This window comes from Mesorhizobium sp. Root554, assembly GCF_001427025.1.
Taxonomy (GTDB): domain Bacteria; phylum Pseudomonadota; class Alphaproteobacteria; order Rhizobiales; family Rhizobiaceae; genus Mesorhizobium.
Map to the genome: position 1 here is coordinate 3,644,016 of NZ_LMGA01000001.1, position 20,732 is coordinate 3,664,747.

23 protein-coding genes and 2 tRNA genes are annotated in these 20,732 nt (G+C 62.0%); 7 read left to right on the forward strand and 18 right to left on the reverse strand.

Going from position 1 to position 20,732, the window contains the following annotated elements; all coding sequences use genetic code 11:
• Genes ASD44_RS17560 through ASD44_RS17570 form a run of 3 tightly spaced genes read right to left on the reverse strand, consistent with a single transcriptional unit; the run spans position 1 to position 3,176 of the window.
• Positions 1-1,203 carry a CaiB/BaiF CoA-transferase family protein gene (locus ASD44_RS17560; protein ID WP_056114917.1) on the reverse strand — a complete coding sequence of 401 codons (1,203 nt, stop codon included), beginning with the start codon at positions 1,201-1,203 and terminating at the stop codon, positions 1-3.
• Positions 1,204-1,207: 4 nt separating this feature from the next.
• Complete coding sequence (locus ASD44_RS17565; RefSeq protein ID WP_056114920.1) at positions 1,208-2,710, reverse strand: tripartite tricarboxylate transporter permease; 1,503 nt, start codon at positions 2,708-2,710, stop codon at positions 1,208-1,210.
• 10 nt (positions 2,711-2,720) lie between these two features.
• Positions 2,721-3,176, reverse strand: coding sequence for a tripartite tricarboxylate transporter TctB family protein (locus ASD44_RS17570; protein ID WP_162246437.1), 456 nt, complete (start codon positions 3,174-3,176; stop codon positions 2,721-2,723).
• Positions 3,177-3,365: 189 nt separating this feature from the next.
• On the opposite strand from ASD44_RS17570, the gene ASD44_RS17575 reads away from it, so the two are divergent.
• The 3 genes from ASD44_RS17575 to ASD44_RS17585 all read left to right on the forward strand — a co-directional run bounded on the left by ASD44_RS17575 (position 3,366) and on the right by ASD44_RS17585 (position 6,159).
• Positions 3,366-4,520, forward strand: coding sequence for a mandelate racemase/muconate lactonizing enzyme family protein (locus ASD44_RS17575; protein ID WP_056114926.1), 1,155 nt, complete (start codon positions 3,366-3,368; stop codon positions 4,518-4,520).
• 129 nt (positions 4,521-4,649) lie between these two features.
• On the forward strand, positions 4,650-5,519 hold the full coding sequence (locus tag ASD44_RS17580; RefSeq protein ID WP_056114930.1) for a fumarate hydratase: 870 nt from the start codon (positions 4,650-4,652) through the stop codon (positions 5,517-5,519).
• Between the two features lie 61 nt (positions 5,520-5,580).
• A complete protein-coding gene (locus tag ASD44_RS17585) occupies positions 5,581-6,159 on the forward strand; it encodes a fumarate hydratase C-terminal domain-containing protein (RefSeq protein ID WP_056114933.1) in 579 nt (192 codons plus the stop codon).
• A gap of 67 nt (positions 6,160-6,226) precedes the next feature.
• Here the strand turns inward: ASD44_RS17585 and ASD44_RS17590 are convergent, their stop codons facing one another.
• The 13 genes from ASD44_RS17590 to ASD44_RS17650 all read right to left on the reverse strand — a co-directional run bounded on the left by ASD44_RS17590 (position 6,227) and on the right by ASD44_RS17650 (position 15,406).
• Entirely contained in the window at positions 6,227-7,213 is a 987-nt protein-coding gene (locus tag ASD44_RS17590) for an NAD(P)H-quinone oxidoreductase (protein WP_056114937.1), read from the reverse strand.
• Positions 7,213-7,479, reverse strand: a complete 267-nt coding sequence (locus ASD44_RS17595; RefSeq protein ID WP_056114940.1) for a hypothetical protein — start codon at positions 7,477-7,479, stop codon at positions 7,213-7,215. Before ASD44_RS17595 ends, ASD44_RS17590 begins: the two co-directional genes overlap by 1 nt.
• Before the next feature lie 276 nt (positions 7,480-7,755).
• Entirely contained in the window at positions 7,756-8,580 is an 825-nt protein-coding gene (locus ASD44_RS17600; RefSeq protein WP_244478798.1) for a helix-turn-helix domain-containing protein, read from the reverse strand.
• A 779-nt stretch (positions 8,581-9,359) separates the two neighbouring features.
• Positions 9,360-9,435, reverse strand: a tRNA-Phe gene (locus ASD44_RS17605).
• 296 nt (positions 9,436-9,731) lie between these two features.
• Positions 9,732-9,941: a DNA gyrase inhibitor YacG gene (gene yacG / locus ASD44_RS17610; protein WP_056116468.1), complete on the reverse strand. Its 210-nt coding sequence runs from the start codon at positions 9,939-9,941 to the stop codon at positions 9,732-9,734.
• 30 nt (positions 9,942-9,971) lie between these two features.
• The gene (locus tag ASD44_RS17615; protein WP_056114943.1) at positions 9,972-10,601 is read right to left on the reverse strand and encodes a Maf-like protein; all 630 of its coding nucleotides are present in this window, start codon (positions 10,599-10,601) and stop codon (positions 9,972-9,974) included.
• Positions 10,602-10,626: 25 nt separating this feature from the next.
• Complete coding sequence (infA, locus tag ASD44_RS17620; protein WP_006200926.1) at positions 10,627-10,845, reverse strand: translation initiation factor IF-1; 219 nt, start codon at positions 10,843-10,845, stop codon at positions 10,627-10,629.
• Between the two features lie 87 nt (positions 10,846-10,932).
• Positions 10,933-11,352, reverse strand: coding sequence for a low molecular weight phosphatase family protein (locus ASD44_RS17625; RefSeq protein WP_082542582.1), 420 nt, complete (start codon positions 11,350-11,352; stop codon positions 10,933-10,935).
• Between the two features lie 49 nt (positions 11,353-11,401).
• The gene (locus tag ASD44_RS17630; protein WP_056114946.1) at positions 11,402-11,887 is read right to left on the reverse strand and encodes a UPF0262 family protein; all 486 of its coding nucleotides are present in this window, start codon (positions 11,885-11,887) and stop codon (positions 11,402-11,404) included.
• Between the two features lie 6 nt (positions 11,888-11,893).
• Complete coding sequence (gene hisD, locus ASD44_RS17635) at positions 11,894-13,186, reverse strand: histidinol dehydrogenase (protein WP_056114948.1); 1,293 nt, start codon at positions 13,184-13,186, stop codon at positions 11,894-11,896.
• 3 nt (positions 13,187-13,189) lie between these two features.
• On the reverse strand, positions 13,190-13,624 hold the full coding sequence (locus ASD44_RS17640) for a DUF2948 family protein (RefSeq protein WP_056114951.1): 435 nt from the start codon (positions 13,622-13,624) through the stop codon (positions 13,190-13,192).
• A 101-nt stretch (positions 13,625-13,725) separates the two neighbouring features.
• Entirely contained in the window at positions 13,726-15,027 is a 1,302-nt protein-coding gene (murA, locus tag ASD44_RS17645) for a UDP-N-acetylglucosamine 1-carboxyvinyltransferase (protein ID WP_056114953.1), read from the reverse strand.
• A gap of 184 nt (positions 15,028-15,211) precedes the next feature.
• Positions 15,212-15,406 carry a hypothetical protein gene (locus ASD44_RS17650; protein ID WP_056114958.1) on the reverse strand — a complete coding sequence of 65 codons (195 nt, stop codon included), beginning with the start codon at positions 15,404-15,406 and terminating at the stop codon, positions 15,212-15,214.
• Positions 15,407-15,535: 129 nt separating this feature from the next.
• Between ASD44_RS17650 and ASD44_RS17655 the strand changes: the two genes are divergently transcribed.
• Positions 15,536-15,610: transfer RNA gene (locus ASD44_RS17655), tRNA-Thr, on the forward strand.
• Here the strand turns inward: ASD44_RS17655 and ASD44_RS17660 are convergent.
• Positions 15,589-16,029, reverse strand: coding sequence for a DUF427 domain-containing protein (locus tag ASD44_RS17660; protein WP_082542530.1), 441 nt, complete (start codon positions 16,027-16,029; stop codon positions 15,589-15,591). The two genes, ASD44_RS17655 and ASD44_RS17660, sit on opposite strands and share 22 nt — an antisense overlap.
• 235 nt (positions 16,030-16,264) lie before the next feature.
• Here ASD44_RS17660 and ASD44_RS17665 point away from each other — a divergent pair, with 235 nt between their 5' ends.
• Positions 16,265-17,578, forward strand: a complete 1,314-nt coding sequence (locus ASD44_RS17665) for an NAD(P)H-dependent oxidoreductase (protein ID WP_056114961.1) — start codon at positions 16,265-16,267, stop codon at positions 17,576-17,578.
• 19 nt (positions 17,579-17,597) lie between these two features.
• On the opposite strand, the gene proC is transcribed toward ASD44_RS17665, so the two are convergent.
• Positions 17,598-18,413 carry a pyrroline-5-carboxylate reductase gene (proC, locus tag ASD44_RS17670; protein ID WP_056114964.1) on the reverse strand — a complete coding sequence of 272 codons (816 nt, stop codon included), beginning with the start codon at positions 18,411-18,413 and terminating at the stop codon, positions 17,598-17,600.
• Between the two features lie 386 nt (positions 18,414-18,799).
• Here proC and ASD44_RS17675 point away from each other — a divergent pair, with 386 nt between their 5' ends.
• Together ASD44_RS17675 and folD are read left to right on the forward strand one after the other, a co-directional pair.
• Positions 18,800-19,594, forward strand: coding sequence for a WecB/TagA/CpsF family glycosyltransferase (locus ASD44_RS17675; protein ID WP_056114967.1), 795 nt, complete (start codon positions 18,800-18,802; stop codon positions 19,592-19,594).
• Positions 19,595-19,783: 189 nt separating this feature from the next.
• Entirely contained in the window at positions 19,784-20,683 is a 900-nt protein-coding gene (gene folD, locus ASD44_RS17680; RefSeq protein WP_056114970.1) for a bifunctional methylenetetrahydrofolate dehydrogenase/methenyltetrahydrofolate cyclohydrolase FolD, read from the forward strand.
• The last annotated feature ends 49 nt before the right edge of the window (positions 20,684-20,732 follow it).

The window sequence follows — 20,732 nt, forward strand, 5'->3', positions numbered from 1 at the left end:
TCAGATTGTGCCGGCCTTGCGAAGCGCGGCGATTTCTTTTGCGGTGTAACCGAGTTCATCAAGCAGATGCTCGGAGTGCTCGCCCATGCGCGGCGGCGGGCGGTCCATGCGGGCGCCGCCATGCGCGAGTTTGAACGCGGCTTTCGGCACGGTTATCGAGCCGGCAATTCCCGGCTCGTTGTCGAAACGATGCAGAATGTCGCGGCTTTGCAGTTGCGGGTGGGCGAGTGTCTCGGGCAGGGTCCAGATACGCGCGGCGGGTATGTGGTTTGCCTGGAACCATTCCTCCCACTGCTGCGCGGTTTTGCTGAGAAGGATCGGCTGCAGCACCTCGCGCTCGCGCTGCGCGTCCGCGCGCCGCTGCTCGTTGTCGGACTTGACGAGTTCAGGATGTCCCAGCAACTCCCATAGCCGGCGCTGCTGCCGCAGATTGATGGCTGCGAGCTGTAGCTTGCCGTCCGCGGTATCGTAGAGGCCAACGGTCGCGAATTCATGTTGGTTGCCGCCGGCCTTCGGCTCGCGGCCTGAACGACTGTGGTTGGTGAGGTGCGCGCCAAGCAGCATGAGGGCTGTATCGAGCATCGACAGGTCTATATATTGGCCGTTACCGGTCCGCTCGCGTTGCAGCAGCGCGGCGGCAATGGCGAAGGCCCCCATAGCGCCGGTGGAATAGTCGATTGCCGGAGTTCCCACCTTCATCGGTACGGTTTCAGCCGTGCCATTGACCATCATCATCCCGGACACAGCCTGGATGACCTGGTCGTAGCCGGTTTGTCCGCAGCGAGGACCTTCCTGTCCGAAGGCGGATATCGAGGCATAGATCAAGCGCGGGTTCAAAACGCGCAGATCCGAATATCCGAGACCCAATGCCTTCATTGCGCCGGGCCGGAAATTCTCCACCAGCACATCCGCCGTCGGCACCAGGCGGCGGAGAACGTCGCGTCCCGCCTCGCTCTTCAGGTCGAGTGTCAGTGAGCGCTTGCCGCCGTTCTGTATGATGAAGTGCGTCCCTATCCGATCCTTCGACAGGGCAGGATCGACGCCGTCGGTGCGGGTCTGATCGGGATCGTGGGGGTTTTCAATACGGATGACGTCCGCGCCGAAGACGGCGAGCTGATAGGTCGCGAACGGGGCCGCCAGCACATGCGTGATATCAAGCACCCTGATCCCGTCGAAGGGTCGCATCGAATGAACATCGGACATGGTCTCAGTCCTCGACAAAGACTTCTTCGCGGCGTCTTGCGATGGCCGGCGCGCAGATTATGAGCAGCGCCAGCACCGCCGCGACAAGGAAGCCGAGACTGATAGGCTCGGTGAGGAAAACGGTCGGATCGCCGCGCGACATCAACATGCTGCGCCTGAGTTGCTCTTCGAGCATCGGGCCGAGGATGAAGCCAAGCGTCAACGGCGCAGGCTCGCAGCCAAGCTTCATGAACACGTAGCCGAGAAGGGCGAAGAGCCCCAGTTCGCCCATGGAAAACAGGGTCCCCGAGGCCGAATAGATGCCGACGGCGCTGAAGGCCATGACGGCGACCACCAATACGGGATAGGGGACGGTCAGGAACCGGACCCACAGACCCACGAGCGGCAGATTGAGAAGCACCAGCATCAGGTTGCCGATCCACATCGACACGATGAGCCCCCAGAACAGATCGGGCTGTTTGACGATGATTTCCGGGCCGGGCTGGATGCCTTGGAGGATCATCGCGCCGATCATGAGCGCCATGACCGCGTTGGAAGGCAGGCCCAGCGTCAACATGGGAATGAAGGCCGTCTGCGAGCCGGCATTGTTGGCACTTTCGGGCGCGGCCACGCCTTCGATGGCGCCGTGGCCGATCTCGTCGCGGTTCTTCGAGACCTTCTTCTCGACGATGTAGGCTGCGAAGGAAGACAGCATGGCGCCGCCACCGGGAAGGATGCCGAGGGCGGAGCCGATCAAGGTGCCGCGGATCGTTGGGGCAATGATGCGCTTCAGATCGCTCAGCGAAGGCATGAGCCCGGTCACCTTCTTGGTCAGGACCTCGCGGGTCTGATGTCCTTCAAGGTTTTTCAGAATTTCGGCGATACCGAACAGACCGATGGCAAGCCCGACGAAATCGACGCCGTCGGCAAGTTCAAGCATGCCCATATTGAGTCGGGCCGTGCCCGAATAGATGTCGGTGCCGATAGTGCCCATGAGAAGGCCCAGCAAGACCATAGCGATCGCTTTGAGCACCGACCCACGGGCGAGGACGACGGAGGCGATAAGCCCCAACACCATCATCGAGAAATAGGAAGGCGGCCGGAAGGCCATCGCCACCTTGCTCAGAGGCGCGGCAAAGAGCGCGACGATCACCGTTGCGATGGTTCCAGCGAAGAAAGACGACAGGGCCGCGGCCGCCAAGGCTGGCCCCGCCCTTCCGTTTCGCGCCATCTGATACCCGTCCAGCGTGGTGATCGCGGACGAAGCTTCGCCGGGGAGGTTGAGCAGGATCGCTGTCGTGGATCCTCCGTACTGGGCGCCGTAATAAATGCCGGCCAGCATGATGAGCGCCGAGGCCGGCTCCATCGAGAAGGTTACGGGCAGCAAAATTGCGATGGTTGCGAGCGGGCCTACGCCAGGAAGAACCCCGACCAGCGTGCCCGCCAGCACGCCCACGAAGCAGAAAAAGATGTTGTTCACCGCCAATGCGACGTGAAACCCGAGTGCGAGATTAGAGAGGAAATCCAAAATGTGTCTCCTAGCGCAGCCAGTCGCCGAGCAATGGGAGGCCGATGTCGAGCCCAAAGCTGAAAATGCCAACGCAGACGGCCGTGACCGCTGCCGACAGAGCGACGGAGCGGATTGGGGTCATGCCCTTCACCGCCATCGATGCACACAGGCACAGCCCGAGCAGCGCAATCACCAGACCCAGCGGCCGCATGGCCAGACCAAAAAGCAGGAGCCCCAGGGGAAAAAGGATCAGGGCTCTCCACGGCACATTTTCCAGGCTGACGGTCTCGTTCTGCACCCGCCAGCCCTTGATCGCTATGACGACACCGAAAACGAGGAGCAAAAGGCCCACGGCGGCGGGGAAGAAGCCTGGTCCCATGCGGAATGTCGTTCCAAGCGCGAGTCCTGAAAAAGCCGAGGCGGCAAACCATGCGCCAAACCCGGCGAACAGCAATCCGGCGGCCATGTCGGCGTTGAGCTTCAAATTCTGCATAAGGAAAGGGGCATTCTTTTTTGGAGAGGGCGTTTGATAAATTTCCGCGATGATAGATCAGTCATTTGGATCGATGAGAGCTAGTCTCGGGCCGTTTCGGCAAGCGAAATCTCGGGAGAGACACTGAACGACGATGTCGCGCTGCAGGCACATTGGCTGCCGCACCGGACGAGATTGGGAATGCGAGATTTCAACATGAAGATAACCCGTGTCATTTGCCACGCCTATCGCATGCCTCTCAAGACGCATTTTGCTTCCAGCAGAGTGAAGATGACGCATCGGGAACTGGTTGTTGTGGAACTCCAGACCGACGGCGGCGAGAGGGGAGTGGGCTGGGCCACGACGGCGGGCGTCGGCGCCGCGGCGGCCCACGCCCTGATCATCGGTTACCTCGCTCCCATGCTGGTTGGCTCGGATCCCCGCAATAACGAACGGATCTGGCAACAGCTATGGATGGAATGCCATGCCGCTGGGCCGGGCGGCATCACCACGCTTGCGCTTTCCGCCATCGACATCGCTGTGTGGGACCTGAAGGCAAAGGCGGCTGGCGAGCCGCTTTATCGAATGCTCGGTGGCGCCAGACAAAGCGTGGATGTCTATGCCAGCGCCATAAACCTGGGTCTGTCGACGGCCGAATTGGTGACGCAGGTCCGCCACCAACTGGCCGACGGCTACAAGGCATTCAAAATCAAGGTCGGCCGACCTGGACCTTACGACGATCTCGAACGATGCAGGGCGGTACGCGAAGTTATTGGCGACGAGGGCGTCCTCATGCTGGACGCCAATCAGAAGTGGTCGTTACCCGAGGCGCTCCAGCGCATCCGCATACTCTCGGACGTCGGGCCGCTTTTCGTCGAAGAGCCTCTGCTGTCCGATACGATCGACCCGCATGCGAAGCTGCGCGCGGCGACGGGCGTCCCGATCGCCGTTGGCGAGCAGCTTTGCAACCGCTTTGAGTTCTGGAACTACTGTCGTGAAGGCGCCGCAGATATTCTCCAGCCGGACGTGTGGAAAGTCGGAGGGATCACCGAGTTCCTCAAGATCGCGGCGCTTGGCGCCGCCATGGGGATCCCGATCTCCCCGCACGGGGCCATGGAGATTTCCGTTCATCTGGCAGCCGCCCTTCCCAACGCCATGCATGTGGAGAATATTTTCGGTCTGAATCTCTTCGACTTCGGCGCGAGCCGCCAAGCGCCCGATATCGTGAAGGGGAGGATTACGCCATCCGATACTCCAGGTCATGGCGTGGTGTTCGCGCGCGAGGCATTGACGGAACATCGGCTTGTTCCCGGCGAAACGATAGAGCGCAGTCCGCTCTACCTGCCGTTGGCATGAGATATCTGCCGGTCAACAGCGAAGTCGGTGCGATGTTCCGGTCGTCGAAACGGTCGCGCGGCCGGCTTGCCTCATGTTCACGGGTAAGCCGAGAGAATATGCAGGACTGTTCCGGTCCGGGAGGTTGGCTTGCCGATAACCTATGACATCGTCCGCAAGGCGGCGCGCGACCTTTATGGCTGGTCGCTGAAGAAGGTTCCGGACGATACTCTTGCCGCGCTCGCCGAGGCCAGAACGCGCGAGACAAATCCCGCCTCGCAAAAGACGCTGGATTTCATGCGGGCGGCGGCGTTGGCGGCGGAGCGCGAAGATCGCCACGCCTGCTCCGATGCCGGGTTCCCGACATATTTCGTCAAAGTCGGAACGCGGCTGACGCTGGATGGCGACATCCGTCGTGCTTTCGTCGACGGGTTCGCCGACCTCGTCGCGACTATCCAGCCACCGATCCTGAAGTTCATCACCCATCCGCTTACGCTTGAGCGCAGCTATGAGGGTAGGGACATGCCCATCCTGTCCTTCGATATCCTCGACGGTGCGGACTACATCGAAATCACCTGCTCGCCCAAGGCGCTTGGTTCCGGGCGCTGGGCCGACCTGAAGGTGTTCAGCTACCCGAAGATCGCCGAGATCGAGGAATACTTCATGCAATGCGTGCTGGCGGCCGGCTCGCAGCATTGTCCGCCGGTGGTGATCGGCATGGGCATCGGCGGTTCTTTCGACCACGCGGCCAAGATGGCCAAGCGCGCGACGTTGCGCAGGATCGGCAGCGTTCACGACGACCCGATGGTCCGTGACATGGAAACGCGCCTCCTGGCTGCCGTCAACAGGACCGGCTTCGGACCGATGGGCACGGGGGGCGATACCACCGCGCTCGCCGTCCACGTCGATTATGCACATGGGCACGGGTTCGTGCCGGTCGCCGTCTGCTTCAATTGCTGGATCAACCGGCGCACCACCCTGCGGATTGCCGACGACGGGACGGTAACGCGAGTTGAATAGCGCCGCAGATAATATCCGCCGTCTCACGCTGCCGCTTTCACGCGTCGAGGCGAAGAGCCTCATGGTAGGCGAAACCGTCCTGCTCGACGGTGAGGTCGCCGCGACGGCAGGACTCCCGGCGCACCAACGCCTGCTCGAAGCGCTCGACGGCAAACGGCAGATGCCGTTCCCGCTCGCTGGCGGCGCCATGTTCCATCTTGGCAGTTCGTGCCGCGAGGAAGCCGGCCGTTGGTTGCCAAATTATGTGAACCCCACGACCTCGACTCGGTTCGATGCGTTCATGCCGCGCATCATCCGTGAGCTGCAGCTGACCTCGATAGGCGGCAAGGGTGGTATGGACAACGCTTGCGTGGAGGCAATGAAAGACGCGGGCTGCGTCTATTTCTCCATGCCCGGCGGAGCTTCGCCTTTGCTCAGCAATGGGGTCGCTGAACGTATCGAGACCGGCTGGAACGATCTCATCGAGCAATTCCGCCTTTCGCGGTTCCGCCTCGACGGTTTCGGCCCGGTGACGGTCGCCATCGATGCGCATGGCCACTCGATTTATCACACGCTGCAGGAACAGGCGGCGAACCGTCTGCCGGACATCCTGAAAGGTCTGGAAGAAGCCCGTCGTTCGATCGACTTGCGACGACGCTAGCCGGCCAATCTCAAATCGGGTGCGATGCGGATGGCATGGGCCTGAAGATCGAGCGCATGGTCGACGGTCAGCATCTCACGGTTACAACGATTTTGCCGATCTGCTCATTTCGGTCGAGCATGGCGTGGGCAGCGGACATATGGTCGAAGTCGAAGACTTCGTGGATGCGTGTGGCGATCGTGCCGGTCTCGATCAGGGGCCAGACCCGGCTGACGAGTTCGCACGCTATGCGGCCTTTGTACTCTGCCGGGCGCGGGCGCAGTGTCGATCCCGTCAGGGTCAGCCGCCGGCGTACCAGGGCGCGCGTGTTGACTTCCGACACCTCGCCAAGATGGCTGGCCAACAACACCAGACGGCCGTCGAAGTCGAGCAGGTCGAGTTGCTGTTGCGTGTAGGGCCCGGCCTGACCGTCGAGCACCATATCCATGCCCTTGCCGCCCGCCGCAGCACGGATCTGGTCCGGCCAGTCAGCATCGTGGTAGTCGACGGCTGCCTTCGCGCCAAGTTCCAGGCAGACCGCGCGCTTTTCCTCGGTTCCGGCAGTGGCATAGGTTTCCGCCTGGAAGAGATGACGCGCGATCTGCAGCGCGGCGATGCCGACGCCGCTGGTGCCGCCCTGAACCAGCAGGTGCTCGCGATGGCTAAGGCGACCGAGCCAGACGACATTGTTCCAGGCGGTGAAGAAGACTTCCGGCAATGACGCGGCCTCAACCATGCTCAGGCCTTTGGGGATGGGCATGGCCTGCACGGCGGGAACACAGCAGAATTCCGCGTAGCCGCCGCCGTTCGCAAGAGCGCAGACCTTCATGCCGAGCAGCGCCTCGTCAACGCCGGCGCCGATAGCCTCGACTGCCCCGGCGATATCGAGCCCGGGCAGATCGCTGGCATTTGGTGGTGGAGGATAGAGGCCCCGGCGTTGCTGGACGTCGGGCCTGTTCAGGCCGATGGCCTCCACGCGGACAAGGATTTCGCCGTCCGCTGGAACCGGCTTTTCCCTATCCACGATTTCGAGGACTTCCGGGCCGCCCGGGCGGGTTATCGCGATCGCCTTCATCACGAAGCGCTTACGCCTCGCTCCATCCGAGCGGACCAGTCCGCGCCGTCGAGCGCGTTGCGGGGTGCGGCGCCTTCGGCTGCGGCGACTGCATCGCGCGCTTTTGTCAGTTCCGCGGAACCTGATGAAATCAGGGCGCGCATGGTGTGGGGCGTGGGGCCAAGGACCGCCGCTTCATAAGCATCGGCCAGTGCGATCGCCTCGCTGTCGGAAACGCGCGGGATCCGTACGGGCTCGCCTTTGGGGTGGATGGTGTCAAACTTCATGAATGTTTACTCCAGCCCTTAAGCTCAAACATCTTTGCGGTGCATTCAAAGGCGGTGGCGGACCGTTCCGACAGGCGAAATCCGGAATGCAGCGGCATCTGCCCAAGGCGGCGCAGTCGAATTGCGAAAATCCGCGCCCGTCGCTCCTTGGCGGTGTTGGAAAACTACCTTCCGGCTTCGGCCAGCGGATCCAGTCCTTTGCCTACAACCGTCGAACCCTCGGTTTCCTGGAAAGGTCGGGTTGACGGCAGTTCGACATCTTATTGTTTATAAGGATCAGACAATGGCGCGCAGTTGTTCGGAGCCGGCCTCGGTGCCGCGCAGCCTTTCGGTATCGGCAGTGATCTGTGCGCTCACCTGCTTCAGCTTGACCGCATAATCGCGAAACAGTTCGTGAGACTTGATGGCAGAGCGAAAAAACGTCATGCCGAGAGTGGCCCGTACCCTGCCGTCAAGAAAAATCGGCACCGCGAGCGTGTTTGAATTCCGCGGCTCGGCGCGAGTGTCGCGCAAGGCGTAACCGGCGCGGCGAATGGATTTGACCAGCATCTTCAAATAGTCCTTGTCGGCGGCGATCTTCGACGCCATCGGGTCCTCGCTGCGCGCCGCGATCTTGGCAAAAGATTCGATTTCCTCGTCGTTGCAAAAAGCGAGATAGGCGCGTCCGAGCGCTTTCGTGAACAGGTTGAGATGCATGTTGATCGTGGAATGGAAGGGGGACATGGGACTGTCAGGTACAGTCGAGAGGCGCACGACCATGGAGTTGGCGTCGAGGACCGCGATCGATACCGGCCAGTGCAGTTGACGCGTAAGCTGAATCGCCCACGGACGACCGGCTTCGATAAAGAGCGGATCGCCGTGATATCCGCTCGATAGCGAACTGACGAGCGACGTCAGTTGATATCCCGAATGGCGCTCGTCGTTGATGACATACCCGGCGCGCACCATAGTCTTGAGGAAACGCACGAGTGTCGGCTTGGGCAGGCCCGTATCGCGATAAAGGTCCAGAATGGTCGAGTTGGGCCTCCGGTTCATGCAGGACAGGATTTGCAAGGTTCTCTCGGCCGCCCGGATATATCCGCCGTCTTCTTCCTGGGACAAGCCGCGTTCCTTCCGTCAGCCAATTCAGAGATCTGTGAGGCAAGCATAGAAGATGAGCTCGCGAAGGCGCAAGGCGTTAAGGCCGTGCCTGCCAGGGCTCTCGCGCCCATCAGGAACTGACGAACCAGAAGCCGGCTTTAATTGGTGCAATTGCAAGGCTTCAATCATAGCGGTGGGTCAATCCCGGCGCGCTAAGTCGCTTTGCTCTGAGTCGAGTTGCGAAAAGGCACATCGTGGGTTTGCCGATACCGGTCATCTTCATCGCAAGTTCGGTGGTGATGGAGATTTCTTCCGGTCCCGCGCGCACGAGATCGGCATCCTGCAAAACGGGATCGTCACGCGCGGTCCCGCTTTGAAGTTATGAGGATCATTAGTACGGCAGCTCGGTCTGGCTGTCGCCGACGGGCAGGATGAAGATCATGCTTTGGCGCTGGGTCAGCTCAATCGGCATGATGTCGAAGGCGAGCAATCCGCCCCCATTATTGCCCTTGCGGGGCCAGATGGTACCGATCTCTTTCGGCTTTCCGAATTGGTCTCGTCCCTCAGTGTCTGTACCTTCCTCGGTGCGGCAGCCGTTGCGATAGGATTTCGGCTTTTGGCGGCTACAAGATCGCCCGCAATGACCGGTTTGAAGGCGCCAAGCGGGCATTCGCCAGCGAAGGCTATCGTCGGCTTTTGCTCAGAACTGCCAGTATTTTACCCATATGAAACCCATCACGATCTTCCGCGCTTGAGGGCCAAAAGCCATCCTTCAATCTTTTGATTTCATTGGATAAAAATGGTGCCCAGGGGCGGAATCGAACCACCGACACGCGGATTTTCAATCCGCTGCTCTACCAACTGAGCTACCTGGGCCTGTCCGGGAAGCGGTTTGACGCCGCTTGCGGAAGCTTTGCCGGGCGTTGCGTACCCTCGAAAGCGCGTGGGTTATAGCACGAGAATCCGGCCTGTCCAGCGCTGCCGAGCCGATTTTCCACGATGCATGAAAGACCGCTCCGGCCGCCGTACCATGGGTTCCGCGTGAGAAATTCGTGCCGGTCCACGCCGGGATGCTCGCGCTTGATATCGATGGTGGAAAAGCAATCGTCGCGGAGATGATTCAGCAGCCTGGCGGCTTGGAGAAACGGGGGCAGCGGACAGCCACAGCCAGCCTACTCCTCGGCTGGTTTTGACGCGGTTCCGTCCTCGTCGTCCTCGTCGTCGCGCACCGGGATGGCGTAGGCGCCCTTCAGCCAGCGGTTGAGATCGACGTCCTTGCAGCGCGGCGAGCAGAACGGATAATTTTCGCGCGTCGAAGGCTTGCCGCATTCGGGGCAGGGGCGGCGTGGCCTCAACGGGGTTACGGCGCTGTCTTTGCTGATCATGGTCTTGCCATGCCGTTTCCGTGTCGGTCAGGAAAGGCGGCTGGACGGCCAGCCGCGGTGGATGTCGAAGCCTTCGCCCGCCAGCAGGGCCACCGCTTCATACAGCGGCAGGCCCACGACATTGGTGAACGACCCGACCATCTTGACGATGAAGGAACCGGCGAAGCCTTGCGCGGCATAGCCGCCGGCTTTGCCGCGCCATTCGCCCGACGCGATGTACATGTCGATCTCGGCGCGCGGCAGCCGCTTGAAGCGCACCCGTGTCTCGACAAGACGCTGCCGCACCTTGCCGCCTGGCGCAATCAGGCAGACGCCCGTGTAGACCCGGTGCGTGCGGCCGGACAGCAATTGCAGCGAGTAGGAAGCGTCGTCGATCGTTTCCGCCTTGGGCAGGATGCGGCGGCCGACCGCCACCACCGTATCGGCGGCAAGCACGAAGCCCGGCTGGTAGCCGGCCTCGCCCATCAGTGAAAGCAACGCTCTTTCGGCCTTTTCCTTCGCCAGCCGCTTGGCGAGCGAGCGCGGATGTTCGGCCCGCAGCGGTGTTTCGTCTATGTCGGTTGGCAGGATCCGGTCCGGCTCGATGCCGGCCTGCTGCAAAAGCTCGATCCGGCGCGGGGAGGCCGAGGCAAGCACAAGCTTCTGCGAATTGGCCATCGCGATTCCAGCCGGAACGGACGCGTTACTTGAAACGATAGGTGATACGGCCCTTGGTCAGGTCGTAGGGGGTCATTTCGACCAGAACCTTGTCGCCCGTCAGTACACGGATGCGGTTCTTGCGCATGCGGCCGGCTGTATGGGCGATGATTTCGTGTTCGTTTTCGAGCTTCACGCGGAACATCGCGTTGGGCAACAGTTCCGTCACGACACCCGGAAACTCGAGGACTTCTTCCTTCGGCATTCGAACCCTTTGGTTTGGATTGGTTTCCAGCGACCCGGCTGGAATTGGCGCGGAACCTATATGATTATAGTGGCTTTGTGAACACGCTTAATCGGCCTCGCCGCCTGCCACCGCAGAAAGGAAGCGGGCGGCGATCCGCGCCTTCAGCCGCTCGCGCACATCGCGGTAGGACGCCATGATCTGATCGCGGGTGCCGCTGGCCGCCGTGGGATCGGGTGTCGGCCAGTATTCCACCTCAACGGCTGCCGAACGGGTCAGTTCGATGGCAGCGTGGTGCGCCTCGGGAGTCAGCGTGATGATCAGGTCGAAATAGTCGTCCTCCATCTCCTCCATGGTTTTCGAATGGTGATTTTCGAGCGAAAGGCCGTCCTCCGCCAACACCGCGTCGACGAAAGGATCACGATCGCCGGTGCGTACACCGGCGGAAGCGACGAAGGTCGCGGAGGGCAGCATGCGCCGCGCCAGCGCCTCGGCCATGGGCGAACGGACCGCATTCATGCGGCACATGAAGAGGATGGATTGCGGGATGCGTTCGCCTGACGCCACGGCTTTCCCGTCACCCGCGCCAGTGAAGGACACAGACCAGCGTGAACAGCCGGCGCGCCGTACCGAAATCGATGTCGATCTTGCCGGCCAGCCGCTCCTTCAGCGTTTGCGAGCCTTCATTATGCAGTCCGCGCCGGCCCATGTCGATGGCCTCGATATGGCTCGGCGTCGAGGAGCGGATGGCGTCGTAGTAACTTTCGCAGATCAAATAGTAGTCCTTGACGATGCGCCGGAATGGGGTCAGCGACAGGATATGGGTGACCACCGTGTCGCCGTCCTCGCGGCTGACCGCGAAGACGAGACGCGAATCCGCCAGCGACAGCTTCAGCCTGTAGGGCCCGCTACCATCGTCATTGACGGGCTGGAAGCTGTTTTCCTCGATCAGGTCGAAGATCGCTACCGCGCGCTCATGCTCGACATCCGGCGTCGATCGGCCGATCGATTCGTCGAGCTCGACATCGATGAGCCTGGCGTTGTTCTGGCCGGAGGGCGACATCGGTGCCTACATGTTCAGCCGGATCGCGACGGAGCGGCCGTGCGCGTCGAGGCCTTCCGCCTTGGCCAGCGCGATGGCCGCTGGCGCCAGGGCGCGAAGCTGGTCGGGGCCGAGCTTCAATATGGACGTGCGCTTGACGAAATCGAGCACCGAAAGGCCGGAAGAGAAACGCGCCGAACGCGCCGTTGGCAGAACGTGGTTGGAACCGCCGACATAGTCGCCGATCACTTCGGGTGTGTGTCGGCCAAGGAATACGGCGCCGGCATTGCGCATCTGCGACAGGAAGCCTTCCGCATTCTCGATGGCCAGCTCGACATGCTCGGCGGCGATACGGTCGACCAGCGGCAAAGCCCGATCGAAATTCTCCACGAGGATCACCGCGCCGAAATCGCGCCAGCTCGCCGCCGCCGTTTCGGCGCGCGAGAGGGTCTTGATCTGGCGCGCGACAGCTTCTTCTACACGGCCGGCGAAGGCCGGATCGTCGGTGATCAGGATCGATTGCGCCGACACGTCGTGTTCGGCCTGCGCCAGAAGGTCGGCGGCGATCCATTCCGGATCGTTGCTGCCGTCCGCCACGACCAGCACTTCGGAAGGGCCGGCGATCATGTCGATGCCGACCGTTCCGAACACCTGCCGCTTGGCCGCTGCGACATAGGCATTGCCCGGGCCGACGATCTTGGCCACCGGCTTGATCGTCTCGGTTCCATAAGCTAGCGCCGCAATAGCCTGAGCGCCGCCGACGCGGTAGATTTCGGAAATGCCGGCGAGATCGGCCGCCACCAGCACCAGCGGATTTACCGCGCCGCCGGAAGCCGGAACCACCATGACGATGCGTTCCACCCCCGCCACCTTGGCCGGCACGGCATTCATAAGAACCGAGCTTGGATAGCTGGCCGTACCGCCCGGAACATAAAGACCGACCGCCTCGATGGCCGTCCAGCGGGAACCCAGTTCGACGCCGGCGGGATCGACATAGCGGTCGTCCTTCGGCCGCTGGCGCTCATGGTGCGAACGGATGCGGTCGCGGGCGAATTTCAGCGCCTCGATGGTATCGGCATCGGCGGCTGCATAAGCCCCGGCGATGTCTTCCCGCGACACGGCAATGCCGACGGCTGAAAGATCGGCCCGGTCGAATGTCTTGGTGTAATCGATGAGCGCGGCGTCGCCTTCGGCGCGGACGCGGGCGATGATTTCGCGCACCGTCGCATCGACATCGGCCGACACTTCGCGCTTCGTTGTCAGGAAGGCGGCGAAGCGCCGTTCGAAACCGGCATCGGACTGGCGGAGCGTGATGGCCATCGCTCAGGCCTTGTGGAAGGGGCGGGACGTGGCCTGCCAGGCACCGCCGAGATCGGCCAGCCGCGCCTCGATGCATTCGACATCGAGCATGATGGCGCCGCCGCCGGAGAAGATCAGTTCGACCAACCCGGACGGCGCCTGCAGCGGCACAAAGCTGACGGCGAGCAGCGACAGCACCTCGTCCGGCTTGTCGCGCGCGATCCCGCTGGTCTTGGCGCCGATGACACGGTCGAAATGCAGCACGCTCTGCCGCCGCTCATTATGCCGGCGGAAGAGGCCGGATTTCACCTCCCAGGCGAAACGGTTCATCGGCAGCACGAAACGCTGCCGCGCCGGCAGATATTCCAGGTCGCCGATCTTCATCACCGCGTCCTGCACATGCGCGGAAATGATGTCGAGGTCCTGTTCGTCGAGGGCGGCTAGCTTGAGTGCGGACATAGGGATTTCGCACCTGCGAAGGTTTCGATCGCCTTTCTGTTAGGCGGTCTTTGCGGGCCGCGCAACCGTGGTGGGCGCAGCCCGGCCTCAACCGATGGCCGTCAGGCCGAAATGCGCTCGATCACCGCGCCACAGCCGGACAACTTCTCTTCCAGCCGTTCGAAGCCACGGTCCAGATGATAAACGCGGTTGACGGTGGTTTCGCCTTCGGCCGCGAGGCCGGCGATGACCAGCGACACCGAAGCGCGAAGGTCCGTCGCCATCACCGGTGCGCCCTTCAGCTTCGACACGCCCTCGACGATGGCCGTCTGGCCGGACAGCGTGATGTGGGCGCCGAGACGGGCGAGTTCCTGCACATGCATGAAGCGGTTTTCGAAGATCGTCTCGGTGATGCGCGACTTGCCCTTGGACATCGTCATCAGGCCCATGAACTGCGCCTGCAGGTCGGTCGGGAAGCCGGGGAAGGGCTCGGTGGTCACATCAACGGGGGAAATGCCGCCGCCGTTGCGTTTGACGCGGATTCCTTCATTGGTCGGCGTGATCTCGGCCCCGGTCTGGCCGATGATATCGAGGGCGGATTGCAGCAGGTCGGGCCGCGCGTTTTGCAGCAGCACATCGCCGCCGGTCATGGCCACCGCCATCGCATAGGTGCCGGTCTCGATGCGATCGGGGATGACGCGCACGCTGGCGCCGGTCAGGCGGTCGACGCCGTCAATGGTGATGGTGGAGGTGCCGGCGCCGTGGATTTTCGCGCCCATGGCGTTCAGGCATTCGGCGAGGTTGACAATTTCCGGCTCGCGCGCGGCGTTCTCCAGCACCGTCTCGCCCTTGGCCAGGGCCGCCGCCATCAGCGCGACATGGGTGCCGCCGACAGTCACCTTGGGAAAGGTGTGGCGATTTCCGACAAGCCGGCCATTTCGCGCCCTGGTGATGACATAGCCGTTGTCGATGTCGATTTCAGCGCCGAGCGACTGCAAAACCTCCAGCAGCAGATCGACCGGGCGCGTGCCGATGGCGCAGCCCCCGGGAAGCGAGACCTTGGCCTCGCCCATGCGCGCCAGCAGCGGGCCGATCACCCAGAACGATGCGCGCATCTTGGACACCAGATCATAGGGCGCAGTGGTGTCGACGATGTCGCGGGCGGAGAAGTTGATGGTGCGCGAATAGCCGCTCGGATTGCCGTTCTGATGGTCGCGCTTGCCATTGACGGAATAGTCGACGCCATGATTCCCGAGAATACGAGTCAACTGCTCCACATCGGCAAGATGCGGCACGTTCTCCAGCGTCAGCGTCTCGTCGGTCAAAAGCGAAGCGATCATCAAAGGCAGCGCCGCGTTCTTGGCGCCGGAGATGGGGATGGTTCCGGCAAGCTGGTTGCCGCCGACAATCCTGATACGATCCATAAAACAACGTCCCCTGGCCGGGTTTTCCGGCTTTAATCGGTTGAGCGTAGATCGGTCCGTCTAAACCATTGCCCGATCCGGTTCAAGAAATAGGATTGCCTGGAGTGATGGCGCAGAGGAACTGCGCAATGTTTTCCGCGCGCGTTGCTCAAAACCGACAGTCTGGGTGTGGAACGGTATCGCCCTAACCATCGCTGCTGTCTTCCGAGGTCTCGATGCCCTCTGGGCGCATGTTTGCCTGTCCGGTCCGGCGCGATCGCACCTGCGCCTTGCGTTTTGCAAGATTGGCGCGCAATTGCTCCGCCAGCCGCGCCTTGCGCTGGTCGCCCTGACTTTTGGGCGCGGTGGCCGCCTTTGATGTCCTGGGGTTGTCGCTCATCGTCCGTTCCCATGCCGCGCAGCAAGAGCCGGCATTATGGCGCGGTCATGTCGCAAACGGCAGCACAAAAGCCCACAACACACAACTTGCGCTCAAGGGAGTGATGTGGCAGAAGCGCCGCGTCCGGAAGCTGCGGTAGCTCAGTGGTAGAGCACTCCCTTGGTAAGGGAGAGGTCGAGAGTTCAATCCTCTCTCGCAGCACCAGTCCATCGTCCACCGATAGCCGATGTACGGCCCAGCGCTGGCCTGCCAACGGGCGGTTGGTTGGTTATCTCGACCCGATCCGGATAAAAGGCCACATGATCTTTGATCGCGGCGACTGCCTCGTGGGGTTTGTCGTATTGCCACACCGCGTTCTCGCCGCCCTTGCCGACGACGATGGTGTAGTACGAGCAGTCTCCTTTATAGGGGCAATGGGTGGTGTGGTCGGTGCGCTTGAGCAGCGGCACATTGACATCTTTCAGCGGAACATAGTGCACAGGCGGATAGTCCGCCTCCTTGAGGATCAGCCCGTCCTTGGTGTCCGCGATGATCTGCCGCGCAAAGGTAACGATGATTCGGTCCGGGTTGCGCTCGATTGTAATGGGATGGTCGGGGCCAGGGTTTTTTACCGCTTTATCCATGCTCAATCTCCACTGTCGTGAGCGACAGTTTCTTACCAACGCCGTCGCTGCTCAATGAATTAAAGAACATTTTCGGCGTCTTCAACAAAATCCAGACGCTTCCCGCTTCAGGCGATCTGCAATCGTGACCAGCCGCCAACGGGCGACAAGAATCTAGAGCAAGGCCTGTTTCGTTGACAAGTAAGGGGTGTTGGCTGCTATTGCGGCCACAATCAAAGCCTGTCCGGAACTTCTCATGACCAATGTCGCCCTGACGGGGCTTGCCCGAGATCTTGCACGACGCGCCGCCGAAGGGCGTCCGGTCCGCATAGGCGTCATCGGTTCGGGGGAGATGGGCACCGATCTTGTGACCCAGGGCATGCTGATGCCCGGCATTTCGGTCTGCGCCGTTTCCACGCGCCGTCCGCATACCGCGCGTGACGCCATTCGCATCGCCTATGGCGACGAGGCCATGGCCTGCGAGGCCGACACTCCCTCAGGCGTCACAGCGGCAATCGAAGCCGGCAGGATCGCCATCACCTCGAACGAAAACCTGGTCACAAATCCGCTGATCGACATTGTCATCGACGCGACCGGCAAACCCGGCGTCGCCGCCGATTTCGACCTGATGGCGATGGAGCACGGCAAGCATCTGGTGATGATGAATGTCGAGGCCGACGTCACCATCGGCTGCCTGCTGAAGCAGGAGGCAGACCGGCTGGGTGTCGTCTATTCGGTCGGCGCGGGCGACGAGCCTTCGTCCTGCATGGAACTGATCGAATTCGCTTCGGCGCTGGGCTACACCATCGTCTCCGCCGGCAAGGGCAAGAACAACCCGCTCAATCACGATGCGGTGCCGGACGACTATCGCGAGGAAGCCGCGCGCCGCAACATGAACCCGCGCATGCTGGTGGAGTTCGTCGATGGCTCCAAGACCATGGTCGAGATGTGCGCCATCGCCAACGCCACCGGCCTCGTGCCGGACGTGCCGGGGATGCACGGACCCAATGTCAACCGCGACGATCTCGCCAAGGTGCTCATTCCGCGCGAGGACGGCGGCGTGCTCGGCCGCAAGGGCGTGGTGGACTATACGATCGGCAAGGGCGTGGCGCCGGGCGTCTTTGTCGTCGTCGAGGCGACGCATCCGCGCATCATCGAGCGCATGGACGATCTGCATATCGGCCACGGTCCCTACTACAGTTTCTTCCGGCCTTATCACCTGACCTCGCTTGAGGTGCCGCTGACCGCCGCCCGCATCGCCTTGTATGGCCGTCCCGACATGGTGCCGCTGCCAAGGCCGGTGGCGGAAGTCTGCGCAGTCGCCAAGCGCGACCTGAAGGCTGGCGACACCTTGGATGCCATCGGCGAGACATGCTATCGCTCATGGACGATGACCGTCGAGGAAGCCCGCGCCAGCCGCGCCGTGCCTGTCGGCCTGCTGGAAGGCGGCAAGGTGCTGAAGCCGGTCCGCAAGGGCGAACTTCTGACCGTCGACAATGCCGCTCCGGACTCGACCACCCGCCTGTTTGCGCTGCGCAAGCGGCAGGACGAGATGCTTTACGGAACTTGATCGTTTCCCTTGTTAGGGATTATTCGCCAAGTTCCATCGATCTGACCCTTGCCGCCTCGACTGCCTCGATCACCAGCGTCTTGAGCCGGTCTTCGCCCATCAAAACCCCGAGCGCCGCCGCTGTGGTGCCGTTCGGGCTCGTCACCTGCTGGCGCAGCGTGCCTGGATCGTCCTTGCTTTCGGCTGCCAGCGACGCCGCGCCATAGACCGTTTGCCTGGCCAGCAACTTAGCTGTTTCCGTAGGCAGGCCGGCTTCCTCGGCCGCGGCCGTCAGGCACTCGATGAAATGGAAAACATAGGCTGGGCCTGAACCGGACACGGCGGTCACCGCATCCATGAGGCTCTCGTCGTCCACGGTTGCCACTTCGCCGCTCGCCGACAGCAGGTCGGCGATGAAGCCTCTCGTTTTCGCTGAAACCAGCGGACTGGGGTATACCACCATCATGCCCTTGCCGATGGCCGCCGGCGTGTTCGGCATGCAGCGCATGACCGGCGTGCGTGTGCCCAAAATCTGCTCGAACGTGGCGACCGGCGTGCCGGCCACGACGCTCAGGAACGTCGTGCGTCCATTGCCGAAATGCTTGTACTCTTCGGTTACCTTGCGGATCACCTGCGGTTTGACCGCCAGAACCACGATTTCGGGGCTTGCGCCGGCGGCGATCGCACTGGCCTCCGAAACTGTGGGGCAGCCGAGGTCCTCAGCGCGTCGGCGCAAGGTTTCGTTCGGTTCGACCACAAGCACGTCTGTAGCCTTGAGCTTGCCGGATTTCAGCCAGCCGCCGAGCATCGCGTAACCCATATTGCCGCAACCGGCGAGAACGAGCCTGATCGTCATAATGTGGTCTCCTGAGCCGAAGCCCTGCTTAGACTTTTGCTTTAACCGCGGGAAGCCCGAACCGAAGATGCGCGGATATGGCTGCTGCTCGCACCGCCTTGTCGGCGGAAAGGATTTGTTAATCACCTTGCGCGGCAACAGCATCTCACTCGGTGTTTTCAACCCAAGATTGCCGGGTCTTAATCAAGGGTTCATTGCGTTTTGCTACCTGCATGAAGTGGATTGAGAGAGATGCATCTGCATTTGGTACTGTTTCCTGTTCCGTCAGCGCGTCGGGCTGACCCGATGTCTGTCATCCTGCTCGTTCAGGATGTGGCGGCGCGCGGCTGTGCGCCTGCTGGGATGATCCCGGGCAACACTGCAACACTTTCCCGGCGGGCTTTTTCATGAACATGCACGCCGTCCACGCTGCCGCAGGCGAAAGGCCCGTCAAATCGATCCTCGGCATCCCCGTTCTCAGCATCGGTTGGGACGAGGCGATTTCGCTGCTCACCGGTCTGCTGCGCGAGCGCCGTTTCACCAAGATCACCTTCCTCAATGCGCACAATGCAAACATTGCGTGTGCGGATCCGGCTTTTGCCGGGGCGCTTGAGGATTTTCTCGTGCTTCCCGATGGCATCGGCGTCGATATGGCGGCGAAGCTTCTTTATGGCGCGCCGTTTCCAGCCAATCTCAACGGCACCGATTTCGTCCCGGCTTTCCTGCAGGCTTCCACCAAGCCGCTGACGGTCGCGTTGCTGGGGGCCTCCCGGGCCAATGCCGAGGCCGCGTCGGAACGGCTTGCCGCAATGACGCCGCAGCACAAGCTCGAAGTCATCCACGACGGTTTCTTCACGCCCACGCAGGAACCGCAGATCATTCAGCGCATCGCCGACCTGCGCCCCGATATTCTCCTGGTCGCCATGGGCGTGCCGAGGCAGGAACTCTGGATCGCCAATCATATCGACGCGCGCCATTGCACCTTGCCGATCGCGGTTGGCGCATTGCTCGATTTCCTCAGCGGCACCGTGCCGCGCGCACCGCTGTGGATGCGGCGCCTGCGGCTGGAATGGGTCTTCCGTCTTCTGGTGGAGCCGGGACGGCTGTGGCGGCGCTATGTGGTGGGCAATCCGTTGTTCCTGTGGCGCGTTCTGAAGCAGAAACTGTCGTCCGGCTCAGGCGCCGTTCGCAAAGAGAGCTGATCGCCACTGCGCTGGCGAAATCCGCTCCGCTGCGCGCCAAAATTCCCGTCATTTTTGATGTGCCAGACCGTTCGCTGCTGGAATCCGGGCAATTTCGGGTTTACGGCATCAAAGGGCGCATTGTCGGGATTGCCGGCGTCGTTTTTCGTGACAATGGCGTTTCGAACCGACTGACCTGCAGGATATCCCATGGCTGAAACTATCGATGGAAAGAGCCTAGCCCTAGAAGTGGTGGCCAAGGTGAAGGCGCTTGCCGCCGATCTCGCGGCGAAAGGCAAGGGCGTTCCCGGCCTCGCCGTGGTCATCGTCGGGGAGGACCCGGCCAGCCAGGTCTACGTCGCCTCCAAGTCCCGTACCGCCAAGGAATGCGGATTTCATTCCGTCCAGCACACGCTGCCGGAGACGACTTCCGAGACCGAACTTCTCGGCATCATCGCAAACCTCAACGCCGACGCGGCCATTCACGGTATACTGGTGCAGCTGCCGCTGCCGGCGCATATCGATGCCGGCAAGGTCATCCAGGCCATCGCGCCGAACAAAGACGTGGATGGCTTCCATTTCGTCAATGTCGGCAAGCTGACCACTGGCGAACTGGCTACGGCTTTCGTGCCCTGCACGCCCGCCGGCTCGATGCTGCTGATCGAGCGCGTGCGCGGCAAGGATTTGTCAGGCCTCAGCGCAGTGGTGCTCGGCCGCTCCAACATTGTCGGCAAACCGATGGCTAATCTGCTTCTGGCCGCCAATTGCACCGTCACCGTCGCCCACAGCCGCACCAGGGACCTGCCGGCGCTCGCCAGAACCGCCGATATATTGGTGGCGGCTGTCGGACGGCCGCAAATGGTCAAGGGCGATTGGGTCAAGCCCGGCGCCACCGTCATCGATGTCGGCATCAACCGCATTCCGGCGCCGGAGAAAGGCGAGGGCAAGACCAGGCTCGTGGGCGACGTGGACTTTGCCGAGACAGCGAAGGTCGCCGGCGCGATCACGCCAGTTCCCGGCGGCGTTGGGCCGATGACCATCGCCATGCTCATGGCCAACACCCTTGTCTCGGCCTATCTCGCAGCCGGTCTGGACAGACCAACTTTCTGACCACGAGGCACCGCTTTGCCGCCATCCTCTCTCTCTGTAGAACAGCCGT